The following is an 18,382-nucleotide window of genomic DNA, read 5'->3' on the forward strand; positions in this document are numbered from 1 at the left end:
TCCGGCCGACCTGTCGACCCGGTGCGAGTCGAGCGCTAGCCGAGAACCCGGGAGATGAAGAGGGACCGGATGCTGCGCCGGGCAGGCGCCGTCGCGACGGTCATCAACCTCAGCTCCTCTCTCGGACACGGGGCCCACATGCCCCGCCGAACACCCTACACGGCGCTGTTGGGCGGCAGTTCAGTGGCAGAGCCTGGCCTCGTGCTCCGCATGGCCGCTCGGCTCCAGTTGGAATGTGCAGTGCTCCACGTCGAAGTGGACACCGAGGCAGCCCTGCAATTCATGGAGGAGCTTCTCGTGACCGATCGAATCGAGCATGTCCTGGCGCACCACCACATGGGCGGAGAGCACCGGCATCCCCGACGTGATCGTCCAGGCATGCAGGTCATGGACGTCCAGCACTCCGGGCAGGGCGGTGATGTGGGCCCGCACCTCAGCCATGTCGACCCCCTTGGGCGCCGCCTCCAGCAGCACATTGAGCGTCTCTCTGAGCAGCTTCACCGTACGGGGGACGATCATCAGGCCGATCACCAGCGAGGCGATCGGGTCGGCGGCCTGCCAGCCTGTGGTCAGGATGATTCCTGCCGAGATCAGCACGGCGAACGAGCCGAGCGTGTCCGCGAGCACCTCCAGATAGGCGCCGCGCACATTGATGCTGTCCTTCTGGCCGCGGAGCAGCAGCGACAGGGAGACCATGTTGGCGACCATGCCGACCAGGGCGAAGACGATCGTCAGTCCGCCCCTGGTCTCGGCCGGCGTGATGAAGCGCTGGATCGCCTCGAGGAGCAGAAAGCCGCCCACACCGAGCAGCAGCAGACAGTTGGCCAGGGCGGCGAGGATCTCGGCGCGGGCGAAGCCGAAGGTTCGGTTGAGCCCGGCCGGCCGGTTGGCGAAGTGGATCGCCAGCAGCGCCATGCCCAGACCCAGGGCGTCGGTCGCCATATGGGCCGCGTCGGCGATCAGGGCGAGCGAGTCGGAGAGCAGCCCCCCGACGATCTCCGTGACCATCACGGTGAGCGTGATGCACAGCGCGATCCGCAGCCGTCCCTTGTACGCGGCAGCTGCCGTGCCGGTGGGCGGCGGCCCGCCGTGTGTGTGCCCGTGGTCGTGCCCTGCCCCCATGGGGACGCCTCCCGGTCGTCTCGCGGACTCGGACGCGATCTGCCCGAGCACTGCCAGTGAACTACGGGTGGGGGGTATCGGGCAACACGGCACTGAACACCGTTGTCATATGCCCTGACCTGCGGAAATGGCTGCAGGTCAGGGCTGTGGGGTGATCGTCGGCGGCTCAGTTGCCGTGTGCCTCGGGGTGATGCAGGCACCAGCCCTGCCAGGCCGACTCGACCATCTCGCGTACCCCGCGCCGGGCCGTCCAGCCGAGCTCCTCGGACATCCGTACGGCGGACGCGACGGCCTTTGCCGCATCGCCGGGGCGGCGTGCCTCGATCTCCGGCTTCTCCGGCCGGCCGCTGACCTCGCCCACCAGTTCGGCGAGCTCACGCACCGAGACGCCCTCGCCGCGGCCGATGTTCACGGTCAGGTCCCCGGCGCCCTGCTCGGCCAGCCTCCGGGCGACGGCGAGATGCGCGTCGGCGAGGTCCGCGACATGGATGTAGTCGCGGATGCAGGTGCCGTCGGGTGTCGCATAGTCGTCACCGAAGATCCGGGGGGCCTCGCCACGGGTCAGCCGGTCGAAGAACATCGGAATCACATTGAAGACACCGGTGTCCGACAGTTCCGGAGTGGCGGCTCCGGCCACGTTGAAGTAGCGCAGACAGCCGGTGGACAGGGAGTGTGCCCTGCCGGTAGCCCGGACCAGCCACTCCCCGGCGAGCTTCGTCTCACCGTACGGATTGATCGGAACACAAGGAGTGTCCTCGGTGATGAGTTCCACATCCGGTACGCCGTACACCGCGGCCGAGGACGAGAAGAGGAAGCGCCGCACACCGGCGGCGACGACGGCCTCGAGGAGGACGGTCAGCCCGGCCACGTTCTCCCGGTAGTACAGCAGCGGCTTCTCGACGGACTCACCGACCTGCTTCTTCGCTGCGAGATGCACCACACCGCTCACGTCGTACTGAGCGAGCACCCGGTCGAGCAGCGGGCGGTCGGCGGCCGAGCCCCGGATCAGCGGAACATCTGCCGGGAGCCGCTCGACGACACCGGTCGAAAGGTCGTCGAGGACGACCACCCGCTCTCCGGCACCCACCATGGACCGCACTACATGTGCGCCGATATATCCCGCTCCGCCTGTGATCAGCCATGTCATGCGGGTCAGCCTAGGTGTATGCCATCGCGTTTTGTCAGCCGAGGCGGGGATCGACGATGATGATCGCGGACGGCGCCGCATGATGCCGGTCCACCCCGAACGGAGCACAAACGGGCAGTGAACTCCCGCTTCCGTTCATCCGATAGCCTCTGCCGACGTGCCGCCGGCCCGCTTCCGGGCCGCATTGTCGCGCGCCGACCCCGTCAGCACCAAGGAGTGAGTTCGTCTGTCGACCGCCATCCTCACCGGTGCACCGGTACCCGGATCGTCGCTCGTGGACGACCTGCGGTCACTGGGCTTCGACGTACAGATCGCCGCCGATGTGACCGAGGCCGCACGGCTGCTCTCGGCCGTCCCCGCCGACCGCCGCGTCGCACTGGTCGACCCCCGTTTCGTCGGCCATGTCCATGCTCTCCGGCTCGGACTGACCGACCCGCGCTTCCCCGCCGCCACCGTGCCCGGTGCGCTCACCGCGCAGCCGGAGGCGCGCCCCGCGCTCGTCCGCGCTCTGAGCACCACCGCCGCGGCCGTCGGCGCGGGCGTCCCGGCCGGCCCGGGCACGACCACGACGACGGTCACCGACCGCACCGTGCCGGGCCGCCTCGCCGTCACCATGGACGCCGAGGGCACCGCTGTGCAGCGCCCCGAGCTCGGCTCGCTGGTCGCCGCCGTCCCGGTCGACGAGCCGGCGCGCACCACCGCGCAGAGCGCCGCCGCCGCCGTCGACGACGAGGCGGTACGGCTGCGCAGCGCCGTGAAGGCCCACGACGGCTTCTTCACCACGTTCTTCATCAGCCCGTACTCCCGCTACATCGCCCGCTGGTGCGCCCGCCGCGGTCTCACTCCGAACCAGGTCACCACCGCATCCCTGCTCACCGCGCTGATCGCGGCGGGCAGCGCGGCGACCGGCACCCGCGGCGGCTACATCGCCGCCGGACTGCTGCTGCTCTTCTCCTTCGTCCTGGACTGCACCGACGGGCAGCTCGCCCGCTACTCGCTGCAGTACTCGACGATGGGTGCCTGGCTGGACGCCACCTTCGACCGGGCCAAGGAGTACGCGTACTACGCGGGCCTCGCCCTCGGCGCCGCCCGCGGCGGTGACGACGTATGGGCACTGGCCCTCGGCGCGATGGTGCTCCAGGCCTGCCGCCATGTCATCGACTTCTCGTTCAACGAGGCGAACCATGACGCGGTGGCCAATTCGAGCCCCACGGCTGCCCTCTCCGACAGGCTCGACAGCGTCGGCTGGACGGTCTGGCTGCGCCGGATGATAGTGCTGCCGATCGGCGAGCGCTGGGCGATGATCGCGGTACTGACCGCGGTGACCACACCCCGGATCGTCTTCTACGCCCTGCTCATCGGCTGCGCCTTTGCGGCCTGCTACACCACCGCGGGCCGCCTGCTGCGCTCGCTGACCCGCAAGGCGGAGCGCACCGACCGCGCCGCCCGGGCACTCGCCGACCTGGCCGACTCCGGTCCCCTTGCCCAGGTCGTGGCGGTACGGGGCCCCCGGATCGGGGGCGCCTGGAGCGCACCTGTGATCGCGCTCGTCGGCGCGGGGGCATTGATCGCCGCCGCTCTGCAGCAGCCGTTCGGCAGCAAGCAGATGATCTTCGCCGCGGTGTTCTACGCGATCTGCTCGGGTATTGCCGTGGCCCGCCCCCTCAAGGGCGCCCTCGACTGGCTCGTACCTCCGATATTCAGGGCGGCGGAGTACTGCACCATCCTCGTTCTCGCCGCCCGCAGCGATGTCCCGGGAGCCCTTCCGGCAGCCTTCGGGCTGGTCTCGGCCGTCGCCTACCATCACTACGACACGGTGTACCGCATTCGCGGCGGCACCGGCGCGCCGCCCCAGTGGCTGGTACGCACGATCGGTGGGCACGAGGGCCGCACTCTGGTGGTGGCCGTACTCGCCGCCGTACTCACTCAGCATTCAGCGTTCACCGTGGCACTCACCGTTCTCGCGGTGGCTGTGGCGCTGGTGGTGCTCGTGGAGTCCATCCGCTTCTGGGTGTCCTCCGGAGCACCCGCCGTACACGACGAAGGAGAACCCGCATGATCGGCCTCGTACTGGCAGCCGGTGCAGGACGGCGTCTGCGCCCCTACACCGACACGCTCCCGAAGGCTCTCGTGCCTGTGGGTCCTGAACAGGACGGCGCTGCGAAGACGGTCCTGGACATGACGCTGGCGAACTTCGCGGAGATCGGCCTGACCGAGGTCGCCGTCGTCGTCGGCTACCGCAAGGAAGCCGTGTACGACCGGAAGGCCGAGCTCGAGGCGAAGTACGGCGTGACCCTCACCCTGATCGACAACGACAAGGCCGAGGAGTGGAACAACGCCTACTCCCTGTGGTGCGCCCGGGACGTTCTGACGCGCGGCGTCATCCTGGCCAACGGCGACACCGTCCACCCGGTCTCCGTCGAGAAGACCCTGCTCGCCGCCCGGGGCAATGGCCAGAAGATCATCCTCGCCCTCGACACCGTGAAGCACCTCGCCGACGAGGAGATGAAGGTCGTCACCGAGGGCGACAAGGGTGTGCGACGCATCACCAAGCTGATGGACCCGGCCACCGCGACCGGTGAGTACATCGGCGTCACCCTCATCGAGCCGGAGGCCGCAGCGGAGCTCGCCGACGCGCTGAAGGCGACGTTCGAGCGCGACCCCGACCTCTACTACGAGGACGGCTACCAGGAGCTCGTGAACCGCGGCTTCACCGTCGACGTGGCCCCCATCGGCGAAGTGGCGTGGGTCGAGATCGACAACCACGACGACCTCGCGAAGGGCCGTGAGATCGCGTGCCTGTACTGACCCGGCTCATCCCGTCCCCGGTCGTCGTCGACATCCGCCGCGGCGCCCTGGACGATCTGGCCGGTCTCCTCGCCGACCAGCGGATCTCCGCCTCCGGCAAGCTCGCCGTCGCGATCAGCGACGGTTCGGGGCGCGCCCTGCGCGAGCGGCTGGCCCCCGCGCTGCCCGGCGCCCACTGGTATCCGGTCGCCGACGGCACCCTCGACTCGGCCGTCAAGCTCGCCGACGACATCAAGGGCAACCGGTACGACGCCGTGGTCGGCCTCGGCGGCGGCAAGATCGTCGACGTGGCGAAGTACGCTGCGGCGCGCGTCGGCCTGCCCCTGGTCGCGGTGGCGACGAACCTCGCCCACGACGGCCTCTGCTCGCCGGTCGCGACACTGGACAACGACAACGGCCGGGGCTCCTACGGAGTACCCACCCCGATCGCCGTCGTCATCGATCTCGACATCGTCCGTGAGGCACCGGCCCGCTTCGTACGCTCCGGCATCGGCGATGCGGTCTCCAACATCTCCTGCGTGGCCGACTGGGAACTCGCCCATGAGGTCAACGGCGAGGAGATCGACGGACTCGCCGCGGCCATGGCCCGGCAGGCCGGCGAGGCGGTGCTCCGTCATCCCGGCGGGATCGGTGACGACGCCTTCCTCAAGGTGCTGGCCGAGGGCCTCGTGCTGACGGGCATCTCGATGTCGGTCGCCGGGGACTCCCGGCCGGCCTCGGGCGCCTGCCACGAGATCAACCACGCCTTCGATCTGCTGTACCCCAAGCGTGCGGCGAGCCACGGCGAGCAGGTCGGCCTCGGCGCCTGCTTCGCCATGCATCTGCGCGGTGCGCGCGAGGACTCGCTGCTCATGGCGGTCACCCTGCGCCGCCATGGCCTGCCTGTCCTGCCCGAAGACATCGGTTTCACCGCCGACGAGTTCGTCAGGGCCGTCGACTACGCCCCGCAGACCCGCCCGGGACGTTTCACGATCCTGGAACACCTCAACCTGTCCACCGACCAGATCAGGGACGCGTACGCCGACTATGCCAAGACCATCAGTAGCTGAACTCCGTCCGGTCGTCCACCCGGACGGAGTGAAGGACCGGCGCAGCGGTGAGCACTGGGCCGGGCGCATGTACATGCGGGAGATCTCGCTGCACCTGGACCCGTACCTGGTGAACACGAAGATCACGCCGAACCAGCTCACCTACCTCATGGTGGTCGTGGGCGTCATAGGCGGCGCCGCCCTGCTGATCCCGGGGCTGACCGGCGCGATCCTCGCCGTCGTGCTGTTCCAGATCTATCTTCTGCTCGACTGCGTCGACGGAGAGGTCGCCCGCTGGCGCAAGCAGACCTCGATCACCGGTGTCTACCTCGACCGGATCGGCCACTACCTCTGCGAGGCGGCCCTTCTGGTCGGCTTCGGCATCCGGGGTGCGGACGTGTTCCACCAGAACGGCAGCTCGGCCAACTGGCTGTGGGCGTTCCTCGGGACGCTCGCCGCGCTCGGCGCGATCCTGATCAAGGCCGAGACCGACCTGGTCGACGTCGCCCGCCAGCGCAGCGGACTGCCCGCTGTCAAGGACGAGGCGTCCGTGCCGCGTTCCTCCGGTCTGGCGCTCGCCCGCCGCGCCGCTGCCGCGCTGAAGTTCCACCGCCTCGTCGGCGGCATCGAGGCCAGCCTTTTCATTCTGGTGGCCGCGATCCTCGATGTGGTCCACGGCGACCTGTTCTTCAGCCGCCTCGGCATCGCGATCCTGGCCGGCATCGCCATCGTCCAGACCCTCCTGCACCTCGTGTCGATCCTGGCGTCGAGCAGGCTGAAGTGAGCACCCCCATGAAGCTCGGCGCGGTCGTCATCACGATGGGCAACCGGCCCGAGGAGTTGCGCGCCCTCCTCGATTCGGTCGCCAAGCAGGAAGGCGACCGGATCGAAGTGGTGGTCGTCGGCAACGGCGCCCCCGTACCGGACGTTCCCGCGGGTGTACGCACCGTCGAGCTGCCCGAGAACCTCGGCATCCCGGGCGGGCGCAACGTCGGGATCGAGGCATTCGGCCCGTCCGGAGCCGATGTGGACGCTCTGCTCTTCCTCGACGACGACGGCCTGCTGCCGCTCACCGACACCGCCGAGCTGTGCCGGCAGGCGTTCGAGGCCGATCCCGAGCTGGGCATCATCAGCTTCCGTATCGCCGACCCCGACACCGGCGTCACCCAGCGCCGCCACGTACCGCGGCTGCGTGCCGCCGATCCGATGCGCTCCTCGCGCGTGACGACCTTCCTCGGTGGCGCCAACGCCGTACGCAGCAAGGTCATCGCCGAGGTCGGGCCACTGCCCGGTCAGTTCTTCTACGCGCACGAGGAGACCGATCTCGCCTGGCGGGCACTGGACGCCGGCTGGATGATCGACTACCGCGCGGACATGGTCCTCAACCACCCGACGACCGCCCCGTCGCGGCACGCGGTGTACCACCGCATGGTGGCCCGCAACCGGGTCTGGCTGGCCCGGCGCAATCTGCCCGCGCCGCTGGTCCCCGCCTACCTCGGCGTCTGGCTGCTGCTGACCCTGCTGCGCAAGCCCTCCGGCCCGGCCCTCAAGGCATGGTTCGGCGGCTTCCGGGAAGGCTGGTCCACGCCGTGCGGAACCCGCCGTCCGATGAGCTGGCGCACGGTATGGCGGCTGACCAGACTCGGTCGCCCTCCCGTGATCTGAGAGTCTTTCCTCTGAGAGCATGAGTCGTACGTTTTCTCCACGGGACCTGTCCGCTCCGAGCCGCACCCGCGACTGGCTGCGCATCCTGAATACGAGAGTTTCATCTGGTGAGTGACACAACCCATGATGGTGCGGTCGCGCTGAGCACCCCACCATCCACGGACGACGGCCTGAACGCGGCCGAGACGGCCACCAAGTACGGCCTGACGGTGAGCGGCGCCCGGCCAGGGCTCTTCGAGTACGTCCGGCAGCTCTGGGGCCGCCGCCACTTCATCATGGCGTTCTCCAGGGCGAAGCTGACCGCCCAGTACAGCCAGGCGAAGCTCGGCCAGCTGTGGCAGGTGGCCACACCACTGCTCAACGCTCTGGTCTATTACCTGATCTTCGGGCTGATCCTGGGTACCAGGAAGGGAATGACCCAGGAGGTCTTCATCCCGTTCCTGGTGACCGGTGTCTTTGTCTTCACCTTCACCCAGAGCTCGGTGATGGCGGGTGTACGGGCCATCTCCGGCAACCTCGGACTGGTCCGGGCGCTGCACTTCCCGCGCGCCTCGCTGCCCATCTCGTTCTCGCTGCAGCAGCTCCAGCAACTGCTGTTCTCGATGATCGTGCTCGCGGTCGTGGCCGTCGCCTTCGGCAGCTATCCGGGTCTCTCCTGGCTGCTGATCATCCCGGCGCTGGTGATGCAGTTCCTCTTCAACACCGGCCTGGCGATGATCATGGCCAGGCTCGGCAGCAAGACCCCCGACCTCGCCCAGCTGATGCCGTTCGTCATGCGGACCTGGATGTACGCGTCGGGCGTCATGTTCTCCATCCCGGTGATGCTCAAGGACAAGCCGGACTGGATCGCCAACGTGCTCCAGTACAACCCGGCGGCCATCTACATGGACCTGATCCGCTTCGCGCTGATCGACGGCTACGGCTCGGAGAACCTGCCGTCGCACATCTGGGTCGTGGCACTCGCCTGGGCGGTCCTCGTCGGCGTCGTGGGCTTTGTGTACTTCTGGAAGGCAGAGGAACGGTACGGCCGTGGCTGACGACAACACTTCGGGGCGCGTCCCCACCGTCATCGCCGACGATGTGCACATCGTGTACCGAGTCAATGGCGCCGGCGGAGGCAAGGGCAGCGCCACTGCGGCGCTGAGCCGGATATTGCGCCGCGGCAAGGGCGAGCCGCGCGGTGTGCGGAAGGTGCACGCCGTCCGCGGAGTCTCCTTCACCGCCTACCGCGGCGAGGCCATCGGCCTCATCGGAACCAATGGCTCCGGCAAGTCCACCCTGCTGCGGGCCATCGCCGGTCTGCTGCCGACCGAGCACGGCAAGGTGTACACGGACGGCCAGCCGTCGCTGCTCGGGGTGAACGCGGCGCTGATGAGCGACCTGACCGGTGAGCGCAACGTGGTGCTCGGCGGTCTCGCGATGGGTATGTCGCGCGAGGAGATCCGCGAGCGCTACCAGGGCATCGTCGACTTCTCCGGCATCAACGAGAAGGGCGACTTCATCACCCTTCCGATGCGGACGTACTCCTCCGGTATGGCCGCCCGGCTGCGTTTCTCCATCGCCGCCGCGAAGAACCACGACGTCCTCATGATCGACGAGGCGCTGGCGACCGGTGACCGCAAGTTCCAGATCCGTTCCGAGAAGCGCATCAGGGAGCTCCGCAAGGAAGCGGGCACCGTCTTCCTGGTCAGTCACAGCAACAAGTCCATCAGGGACACCTGCGACCGGGTGCTGTGGCTGGAAAAGGGCGAGCTGCTGATGGACGGACCGACGGACGAGGTCCTCAAGGCCTATGAGCGCGAGACCGGGAAATAACTGCTCCCGGGTCCCGCGACACCGAGGCGGCCTCCGCCGGAACTCTCCGGCGGAGGCCGCCTCGGTGTCCGGAGCATGGACTCCCGGCGGCGCCCACCACCCCCGGCGGTACGCCCTGCACAAGATCTCCTCCCGTCGGATGACGTCAATTTCCTTGCGCACAGGGAAGGTTGGCGGGGCAGGACGCGTTGTTCCTCTGCGCGTAACACCCCGACGTATCGATGAGCGTTGTACAACGTAAGCTGTAGCGGTGCTGATTCGTTGCAAGTGGGGCGATAGTGCCTGGCCATACGGCCTGGCGGCGTGCTCCGCACTCGGTAGAGCGGGCGGCGTGTCCGGAATGGGATGTTTTAGGTCAGCAGTGTAGAACGGGAGATGTGACGGCTATGACGGAAAATCTCCAGCTCCGAGGTGCTCACGCCGTCCCAGCGCCGGGCGGTCGGTGGTGACCCGTACCCAGCAGGCGCACCCCGATGCCGCCGTGCCCAGCACCCTCGACAAGGCTGCGGACGAGAATTTCCCCGTAGCCCCCTTCTTTCTGCCGCGCGCCTGGCGCGACGACCTGATGGCCGTCTACGGCTACGCCCGTCTCGTCGACGACATCGGCGACGGCGATCTCGCCCCCGGCGGTGCGGACGCCCGCCATCTCGGGCTCGACCCGGCGCAGACCGAGGACCGGCTCGCCATGCTCGATGCCTTCGAGGCCGATCTGCACCGGGTCTTCGACACCGCGGGCGGCCCGCGCCACCCCCTGCTGCGTGCCCTGCGCCCCACTGTGCGGCGCTGCGCGCTCACACCCGATCCCTTCCTCGGCCTCATCGAGGCGAACCGGCAGGACCAGAAGGTCCGCCGGTACGGCACGTACGAGGACCTCGTCTCCTACTGCGAGCTCTCCGCCAACCCCGTGGGCCGACTTGTCCTGCAGATCACCGGCACCGCCACCCCCGAACGCATCCGGCGCTCCGACGCCGTCTGCACGGCCCTGCAGATCGTGGAGCACCTCCAGGACGTCACCGAGGACCTCGGCCGCGACCGGATCTATCTGCCCGCGGACGACATGGCCCGGTTCCATGTCCGCGAATCCGATCTGGCGACCCCGTCGGGGGGCGCATCGGTGCGTTCACTGGTTGCGTACGAAGCAGAACGCGCTCGGGAACTGCTGAATGAAGGCACCCCCTTGGTGGGTAGCGTCCACGGCAGGCTCAAGCTGCTTCTCGCCGGATTCGTGGGAGGGGGGCGTGCCGCCCTCACCGCGATCGCGGCCGCCGGGTTCGACGTACTGCCCGGACCGCCCAAGCCCACCAAGCCCAGCCTGCTGCGCGAAGTGGGAGTTGTCTTGCGAAGAGCGCGTAGAGAGGGGTGAGCCGGACCGTGGAGGGACAGACGACGTATATGTCGGCACCGGTACAGGCCGCATACAGTTACTGCGAGGCGGTCACCGGACAGCAGGCGCGTAACTTCGCGTACGGCATCAGGCTGCTGCCGGCCGAGAAGCGACAGGCCATGTCGGCGCTGTACGCCTTCTCCCGTCGTGTCGACGACATCGGTGACGGCGAGCTGGAGCCGGAGACCAAGCGGACCCGCCTGGAGAGCACCCGCACACTGCTGGACCGGATCCGGGGCGGCGTGATCGACGAGGACGACACCGACCCGGTGGCCGTCGCGCTCGCCGACGCCGCGCGCAGATTCCCGCTCCCGCTCGGCGGCCTCGACGAACTCATCGACGGCGTGCTGATGGACGTGCGCGGTGCGACGTACGAGACCTGGGACGATCTCAAGGTCTACTGCCGCTGTGTCGCGGGCGCCATCGGCCGCCTCAGCCTGGGCGTCTTCGGCACGGAACCGGGCGCTCCCGGCTCCGACCGGGCCGCGGAGTACGCCGACACGCTCGGTCTCGCGCTCCAGCTGACCAACATCCTGCGCGACGTACGTGAGGACGCGGGCAACGGGCGTACGTATCTGCCTGCCGACGACCTCGCCAAGTTCGGCTGCTCGGCCGGCTTCCACCGGGCCACCCCGCCGTCCGGCGCCGACTTCGCGGGCCTGGTCCACTTCGAGGTACGGCGCGCCCGCGCCCTGTTCGCCGAGGGATACCGGCTGCTGCCGATGCTGGACCGGCGCAGCGGTGCCTGTGTCGCGGCCATGGCGGGCATCTACCGGCGGCTGCTCGACCGGATCGAGCGCGACCCCGAGGCGGTGCTGCGTGGCCGGGTCTCGCTGCCCGGCCACGAGAAGGCGTATGTCGCGGTGCGTGGACTGTCGGGCCTCGATGCGCGGTACATCTCCCGCCGCACGGCCAGGGGGCGTGTCTGATGCGCCGTACGGACATCTCGCGCAACATGTGCATCACGGTGAGTCGCGTCGGTCAGTGGTCAACCCTCTGGTGTACTGGCGCGTCCCTGACTGAAGTGACCTGGCGAAAGGAGGACGTATGACGGACGACGCCCCGCGTTCCTCCCGCGCGGTCGTGATCGGCGGCGGACTCGCCGGCATCACCGCTGCCCTGCGTCTCGCCGACGCCGGGCTTGACGTGACCCTGCTCGAAGGGCGGCCGAGGCTCGGCGGACTCGCTTTCTCCTTCCGGCGCGGCGAACTGACCGTCGACAACGGACAGCATGTCTATCTGCGCTGCTGCACCGCTTACCGCTGGTTCCTCGACCGTGTCGACGGGACGCGGCTGGCACCCCTGCAAAACCGTTTGGACGTGCCTGTTCTCGATGTCGGGCGCCCCGCCGGCCCCCGGCTGGGACGGCTGCGCCGCAACGCACTGCCGGTGCCGTTCCACCTCGCCGCCGGACTCGCCGGCTATCCGCATCTCTCGCTCTCCGAGCGGGCGGGCGTCGGACGCGCCGCACTGGCGCTGGGCCGGCTGGACCCGGACGACCCCGCGCTCGACGCCGTCGACTTCGGCAGCTGGCTCGCCCGTCACGGGCAGTCGCCGCGCACCATCGAGGCCCTCTGGGACCTGGTGGGCGTCGCCACGCTCAACGCCACCGCGCCGAATGCCTCGCTGGCCCTTGCCGCGAAGGTCTTCAAGACCGGACTCCTCTCCGAACCCGGCGCCGCAGACATCGGATGGGCGAGCGTGCCGCTCGGCGAGGTGCACGACACACTGGCCCGCAAGGCCCTTGACTCCGCCGGGGTACGCACCGAACTGCGTACGAAGGCGTCCTCCATCACCCGTGCGGAGGACGGCTGCTGGATCGTCGACACCGGCGGTGAACGGATCGAGGCGGACACCGTCGTCCTCGCCGTCCCGCAGCGCGAGACCCACGACCTGCTGCCGGAGGGCGCACTCGACGAGCCGGAGCGGCTGCTCGACATCGGCACCTCGCCGATCCTCAATGTGCACGTGGTCTACGACCGCAAGGTGCTGCGCCGCCCGTTCTTCGCCGCGCTCGGCTCCCCGGTCCAGTGGGTCTTCGACCGCACGGACGCCTCGGGTCTCACCGGACCCGGGCAGTACCTCGCGTTGTCCCAGTCCGCCGCCGACGAGGAGATCGACCTCCCCGTCGCCGAGCTGCGAAAGCGCTACCTGCCCGAGCTGGAGCGGCTCCTTCCGGCCGCCCGCGGGGCCGGGATCAGGGATTTCTTCGTCACCCGGGAGCGCACGGCGACGTTCGCCCCCGCCCCCGGCGTCGGCCGACTGCGGCCCGGAGCCCGCACCCGTACCCCAGGCCTCAGTCTGGCCGGAGCGTGGACGGCCACCGGCTGGCCCGCGACGTTGGAGGGTGCCGTCCGCAGCGGGTTCAGCGCAGCGGACGCCGCGCTCCGGACGCTCGGCGGCACCCATGAACATCCGCTGCAGGAGGCGGCATGAGCAGTACCACCGGAACAAGAGGAGAGTCAGTGACCCCGGCGAATCCGGCTTTCGACACCGTGGCCGACACCACGGACGTCACCGCGCTTCTGGAGCGCGGACGGGCCCTTTCCGCGCCGGTGCTCCGGGCCGCCGTTGACCGGCTCGCACCACCCATGGACACCGTCGCCGCCTACCACTTCGGCTGGATCGACGCCCAGGGACGGCCCTCCGACGGCGACGGCGGCAAGGCCGTGCGCCCGGCGCTCGCCCTGCTGTCCGCGGAGGCGGCCGGCGCCGCCGCCGAGGCGGGCGTCCCCGGCGCCGTGGCCGTCGAACTCGTGCACAACTTCTCGCTGCTGCACGACGACCTGATGGACGGCGACGAACAGCGCCGCCACCGCGACACCGTCTGGAAGGTGCACGGCCCCGCCCAGGCGATCCTGGTCGGCGACGCGCTCTTCGCGCTCGCCAACGAGATCCTGCTGGAGCTCGGCACCGTCGAGGCGGGCCGCGCGGCCCGTCGGCTGACCGTCGCCACCCGCAAGCTCATCGACGGGCAGGCCCAGGACATCTCCTACGAGCACCGCGAGCGGGTCACCGTCGAGGAGTGCCTGGAGATGGAGGGCAACAAGACCGGCGCCCTGCTCGCCTGCGCCTGCTCCATCGGCGCGGTTCTCGGCGGCGCCGACGACCGGACCGCCGACACCCTGGAGGCATACGGCTACCACCTCGGCCTCGCCTTCCAGGCCGTCGACGATCTGCTCGGCATCTGGGGCGACCCCGAGTCCACGGGCAAGCAGACCTGGAGCGATCTGCGCCAGCGCAAGAAGTCCCTGCCGGTCGTCGCCGCGCTCGCAGCGGGCGGCCCGGCCTCGGAGCGCCTCGGCGAACTGCTCGCCGCCGACGCCAAGAGCAGTGATTTCGACAGCTTCTCCGAAGAGGAGTTCGCCGCCCGCGCGGCGCTCATCGAGGAGGCGGGCGGCCGCGAATGGACCGCCCAGGAGGCCCGTCGCCAGCATGCGGTCGCCATCGAGGCACTGCACCGGGTCGACATGCCGCCAACCGTGCGGGCGCAGCTCACAGCGCTCGCGGACTTCGTCGTCGTACGAAAGAGATGATCACCATCTGCTCCATATGACTCGCAGTCGCCGGCCGGTGCCCGTCCCGGGCGCCGGCCGACGGAGACCCCAGCACAGCAGAGGAACAACTGCACGAAGGGGAAGCCATGACAGCGACGACCGACGGAAGCACCGGAGCTGTGAGCTCCCGCGCAGCCTCGGCCAGTAATCCGACCGATACAATCATCGCCGCGGACGACGTACTCGCCGCCGCGCGGCGGGCCGCGGAACGCTCGGTGGAGCATCTCCTCGGCAGGCAGGACGAGCAGGGCTGGTGGAAGGGCGACCTCGCCACCAACGTCACCATGGACGCCGAGGATCTGCTGCTCCGTCAATTCCTCGGCATTCAGGACCAGGCCACCGTATCGGCGGCCGGCCGTTTCATCCGCGGCGAACAGCGCGGAGACGGCACCTGGGCCACCTTCCACGGCGGCCCCGGCGAACTCTCCACCACCATTGAGGCGTACGTGGCGCTGCGGCTGGCCGGAGACCGGCCGGACGAACCGCACATGGCCCGGGCCTCGGGATGGATCAGGGAACGGGGCGGAATCGCGGCGAGCCGCGTCTTCACCCGGATCTGGCTCGCCCTCTTCGGCTGGTGGAAATGGGACGACCTGCCGGAACTCCCGCCCGAGCTGATGTTCTTTCCCAAATGGGTTCCGCTCAACATCTATGACTTCGGCTGCTGGGCCCGCCAGACCATCGTGCCGCTCACCATCGTCTCGGCCAAGCGGCCGGTACGACCGGCCCCCTTCGCCCTCGACGAGCTGCACACCGACCCACGCCACCCGAACCCACCCAGGCCCGCCGCTCCGGCGGCGAGCTGGGACGGAGTCTTCCAGCGCCTGGACAAGGCGCTGCACGCGTACCACCGGATCGCACCTCGCAAGCTGCGCCGGACCGCCATGAACGCGGCGGCCCGCTGGATCATCGAACGCCAGGAGAACGACGGCTGCTGGGGAGGCATCCAGCCGCCCGCCGTGTACTCCGTCATCGCCCTGCACCTGCTCGGCTACGACCTGGACCACCCGGTGATGCGGGCCGGACTCGCCTCGCTCGACCGCTTCGCCGTCTGGCGCGAGGACGGCGCCCGGATGATCGAGGCCTGCCAGTCCCCGGTCTGGGACACCTGCCTCGCCACCATCGCCCTCGCCGACGCCGGGGTCAGCCCCGACCACCCGGCGCTCGTGAAGGCCGCGGACTGGATGCTCGGCGAGGAGATCGTGCGACCCGGCGACTGGTCCGTGCGCCGTCCCCGGCTCAATCCGGGCGGCTGGGCGTTCGAGTTCCACAACGACAACTACCCGGACATCGACGACACCGCGGAGGTGGTCCTCGCGCTGCGCCGGGTCCGCCACCCCGACAAGGCACGCATCGAGGCCGCCATCAGGCGCGGAGTGCGCTGGAACCTCGGCATGCAGTCCCGCAACGGGGCCTGGGGCGCGTTCGACGCGGACAACACCAGCACGTTCCCCAACCGGCTGCCCTTCTGCGACTTCGGTGAGGTCATCGACCCGCCGTCCGCCGATGTCACCGGGCACGTGGTCGAGATGCTCGCCGTCGAGGGGCGGTCCGGGCACCCGGCCACCCGGCGCGGTATCGAGTGGCTGCTCGCCGAACAGGACGCGAGCGGCGGATGGTTCGGCCGCTGGGGCGTCAACTACGTATACGGCACAGGGTCGGTGGTGCCCGCACTGGTGGCCGCCGGACTGCCCGTCACGCATCCGGCGATCCGCCGCGCGGTCGGCTGGCTGGAGTCCGTACAGAACGACGACGGCGGCTGGGGCGAGGACCTGCGCTCGTACCAGGAGGACAAGTGGATCGGGCACGGCGCCTCGACCGCCTCCCAGACCGCGTGGGCACTGCTCGCACTGCTCGCTGCGGGACGGCGCGACAGCAAGGCCGTGCAGCGGGGAGTGTCCTGGCTCAGCGAGACGCAGCAGGCCGACGGGTCGTGGGACGAGCCGTACTTCACCGGAACCGGCTTCCCCTGGGACTTCTCCATCAACTACCACCTCTACCGGCAGGTCTTCCCGCTCACCGCACTCGGACGGTACGTGTACGGCGAACCGTTCGCCGACCGCACGGCCACCCGCAGGGGGGCCTGATGGGCGATGGTCCGGGGACGGCCGGCCCCGCAGCGCCGCTGTTGATCGCCTGTGCGCTCGGCATCGAGCAATTCGCCCTGCGCAGTGGCAGAGGCAGGGCCGGTGACGCTCCGGGCCCGGTGACCGTACTCCGTACGGGCATGGGCCCCAAGGCCGCCGAGGCGGCCGTGTCACGGGCGCTCGGTCAGGACCGGGCGCCCGGCACGGCGGTGCTCGCCTCCGGATTCTGCGCCGGGCTGTCACCCGGCATGCACCCCGGGGACCTGGTGGTCGCCGCCGAGACCAGGGAATCCGGGGACTCGACGGTCTGTACCGGCACGGGCCTGCTCGCAGAGGCCCTCGCAAGTGCGGTGCCCGGCCGCACCGTCCACACCGGTCCGCTGACCGGTTCCGCCCATGTCGTACGCGGACATGAGCGGGCCGAGTTGCGGGCCACCGGAGCGATCGCGGTGGACATGGAGTCCGCCGCCACTCTCCGCGCCGCTCTGCGGTCCGGGCCACGCCCGGTTGCCGCCGTACGGGTGGTCGTGGACGCTCCGGAGCATGAGCTCGTCCGCATCGGCACGATACGCGGTGGAATATCGGCTTTCCGTGTTCTCCGTGCCGTCCTACCGGCTTTCTACGAATGGCACCGATCTCTGCTGCTCCCCAGGAGGTGAGCTAGATGGCCATGCCGCTCCGCCAGACCATCAAGGTTGCGACGTACCTCATTGAACAGAAGCTCCGCAAGCGGGACAAGTTCCCGCTCATTGTCGAGCTGGAGCCTTTGTTCGCCTGCAATCTGGCGTGCGAGGGATGTGGGAAGATCCAGCATCCGGCCGGAGTTCTGAAGCAGCGCATGCCGGTGGCCCAGGCCGTCGGCGCGGTACTGGAATCGGGAGCCCCGATGGTTTCCATCGCGGGCGGCGAACCCCTGATGCACCCGCAGATCGACGAAATCGTGCGGCAACTGGTGAAAAAGAAGAAGTACGTCTTCCTCTGCACCAATGCGATGCTGCTGCGTAAAAAGATCGAGAAATTCACCCCGTCGCCGTTCTTCGCCTTCGCCGTGCACATCGACGGGCTGCGCGAACGGCACGATGAATCGGTCGCCAAGGAAGGCGTGTTCGACGAGGCGGTGGCGGCGATCAAGGAGGCCAAGCGCCGCGGCTTCCGGGTCACCACGAACTCCACCTTCTTCAACACCGACACCCCGCAGACCGTCATCGAGGTCCTGAACTATCTCAATGACGATCTGAAGGTCGACGAGATGATGATCTCGCCCGCCTATGCGTACGAGAAGGCACCCGACCAGGAGCACTTCCTCGGCGTCGAGCAGACCCGGGAACTGTTCAAGAAGTCGTTCGCGGGCGGCAACCGGTCACGCTGGCGACTGAACCACTCGCCGCTGTTCCTGGACTTCCTGGAGGGCAAGGCGGACTTCCCGTGCACCGCGTGGGCGATCCCGAACTACTCGCTCTTCGGCTGGCAGCGGCCCTGCTATCTGATGAGTGACGGGTACGTCCCAACGTACCGCGAGCTCATCGAGGAGACCGACTGGGACAAGTACGGCCGGGGCAAGGACCCGCGCTGCGCCAACTGCATGGCGCACTGCGGTTACGAGCCCACCGCCGTCCTCGCCACCATGGGATCGCTGAAGGAATCCCTGCGCGCCATGCGCGAGACCGTCTCCGGGAACGGGTGACGTCATGACCGCTGGAGAACCGGTAGCACTGGGTCTCCCCGAGCTGCTGGCCCGGCCGCTCGCGATGCGCCGCCACTCGCGGCGC

Annotated in this window: 16 protein-coding genes; 14 read left to right on the forward strand and 2 right to left on the reverse strand. The window is 69.2% G+C overall.

Features of this window, described 5'->3' with window-relative positions:
* Positions 1-180: 180 nt before the first annotated feature.
* Together GA0115254_RS17825 and galE are read right to left on the reverse strand one after the other, a co-directional pair.
* On the reverse strand, positions 181-1,122 hold the full coding sequence (locus tag GA0115254_RS17825) for a cation diffusion facilitator family transporter (protein ID WP_093896284.1): 942 nt from the start codon (positions 1,120-1,122) through the stop codon (positions 181-183).
* Positions 1,123-1,288: 166 nt separating this feature from the next.
* Complete coding sequence (galE, locus tag GA0115254_RS17830) at positions 1,289-2,269, reverse strand: UDP-glucose 4-epimerase GalE (protein WP_093896285.1); 981 nt, start codon at positions 2,267-2,269, stop codon at positions 1,289-1,291.
* A gap of 274 nt (positions 2,270-2,543) precedes the next feature.
* Here galE and GA0115254_RS17835 point away from each other — a divergent pair, with 274 nt between their 5' ends.
* The 14 genes from GA0115254_RS17835 (at position 2,544) to hpnH (ending at position 18,297) form a co-directional block, all read left to right on the forward strand.
* The gene (locus GA0115254_RS17835; protein WP_256102635.1) at positions 2,544-4,328 is read left to right on the forward strand and encodes a CDP-alcohol phosphatidyltransferase family protein; all 1,785 of its coding nucleotides are present in this window, start codon (positions 2,544-2,546) and stop codon (positions 4,326-4,328) included.
* Positions 4,325-5,077 (forward strand): phosphocholine cytidylyltransferase family protein, encoded by a 753-nt coding sequence (locus GA0115254_RS17840; RefSeq protein ID WP_093896287.1) that lies wholly within the window; start codon positions 4,325-4,327, stop codon positions 5,075-5,077. The genes GA0115254_RS17835 and GA0115254_RS17840 overlap by 4 nt, the downstream gene beginning before the upstream one ends.
* Positions 5,065-6,126 carry an iron-containing alcohol dehydrogenase family protein gene (locus GA0115254_RS17845; protein ID WP_093896288.1) on the forward strand — a complete coding sequence of 354 codons (1,062 nt, stop codon included), beginning with the start codon at positions 5,065-5,067 and terminating at the stop codon, positions 6,124-6,126. The genes GA0115254_RS17840 and GA0115254_RS17845 overlap by 13 nt, the downstream gene beginning before the upstream one ends.
* A complete protein-coding gene (locus tag GA0115254_RS17850) occupies positions 6,104-6,889 on the forward strand; it encodes a CDP-alcohol phosphatidyltransferase family protein (protein WP_176740167.1) in 786 nt (261 codons plus the stop codon). Before GA0115254_RS17845 ends, GA0115254_RS17850 begins: the two co-directional genes overlap by 23 nt.
* 8 nt (positions 6,890-6,897) lie before the next feature.
* Positions 6,898-7,770: a glycosyltransferase family 2 protein gene (locus tag GA0115254_RS17855; RefSeq protein ID WP_176740170.1), complete on the forward strand. Its 873-nt coding sequence runs from the start codon at positions 6,898-6,900 to the stop codon at positions 7,768-7,770.
* A 107-nt stretch (positions 7,771-7,877) separates the two neighbouring features.
* Positions 7,878-8,807: an ABC transporter permease gene (locus GA0115254_RS17860; protein ID WP_093896290.1), complete on the forward strand. Its 930-nt coding sequence runs from the start codon at positions 7,878-7,880 to the stop codon at positions 8,805-8,807.
* Positions 8,800-9,585, forward strand: a complete 786-nt coding sequence (locus GA0115254_RS17865) for an ABC transporter ATP-binding protein (RefSeq protein WP_093896291.1) — start codon at positions 8,800-8,802, stop codon at positions 9,583-9,585. Before GA0115254_RS17860 ends, GA0115254_RS17865 begins: the two co-directional genes overlap by 8 nt.
* Before the next feature lie 445 nt (positions 9,586-10,030).
* Positions 10,031-10,948 (forward strand): squalene synthase HpnC, encoded by a 918-nt coding sequence (gene hpnC, locus GA0115254_RS17870; RefSeq protein ID WP_093896292.1) that lies wholly within the window; start codon positions 10,031-10,033, stop codon positions 10,946-10,948.
* A 29-nt stretch (positions 10,949-10,977) separates the two neighbouring features.
* Complete coding sequence (gene hpnD / locus GA0115254_RS17875) at positions 10,978-11,898, forward strand: presqualene diphosphate synthase HpnD (RefSeq protein WP_176740168.1); 921 nt, start codon at positions 10,978-10,980, stop codon at positions 11,896-11,898.
* Positions 11,899-12,016: 118 nt separating this feature from the next.
* The gene (gene hpnE, locus GA0115254_RS17880) at positions 12,017-13,405 is read left to right on the forward strand and encodes a hydroxysqualene dehydroxylase HpnE (protein ID WP_093896293.1); all 1,389 of its coding nucleotides are present in this window, start codon (positions 12,017-12,019) and stop codon (positions 13,403-13,405) included.
* Positions 13,402-14,505 carry a polyprenyl synthetase family protein gene (locus tag GA0115254_RS17885; RefSeq protein WP_093896294.1) on the forward strand — a complete coding sequence of 368 codons (1,104 nt, stop codon included), beginning with the start codon at positions 13,402-13,404 and terminating at the stop codon, positions 14,503-14,505. The genes hpnE and GA0115254_RS17885 overlap by 4 nt, the downstream gene beginning before the upstream one ends.
* 107 nt (positions 14,506-14,612) lie before the next feature.
* Positions 14,613-16,613 (forward strand): squalene--hopene cyclase, encoded by a 2,001-nt coding sequence (shc, locus tag GA0115254_RS17890; RefSeq protein ID WP_093896295.1) that lies wholly within the window; start codon positions 14,613-14,615, stop codon positions 16,611-16,613.
* The gene (locus tag GA0115254_RS17895; protein ID WP_093896296.1) at positions 16,613-17,272 is read left to right on the forward strand and encodes a phosphorylase family protein; all 660 of its coding nucleotides are present in this window, start codon (positions 16,613-16,615) and stop codon (positions 17,270-17,272) included. Before shc ends, GA0115254_RS17895 begins: the two co-directional genes overlap by 1 nt.
* Positions 17,273-17,277: 5 nt before the next feature.
* The gene (gene hpnH / locus GA0115254_RS17900) at positions 17,278-18,297 is read left to right on the forward strand and encodes an adenosyl-hopene transferase HpnH (protein ID WP_093896297.1); all 1,020 of its coding nucleotides are present in this window, start codon (positions 17,278-17,280) and stop codon (positions 18,295-18,297) included.
* Positions 18,298-18,382: the final 85 nt, after the last annotated feature.

Origin of the sequence: Streptomyces sp. Ncost-T10-10d (genome assembly GCF_900091955.1) — a bacterium.
GTDB lineage: Bacteria > Actinomycetota > Actinomycetes > Streptomycetales > Streptomycetaceae > Streptomyces.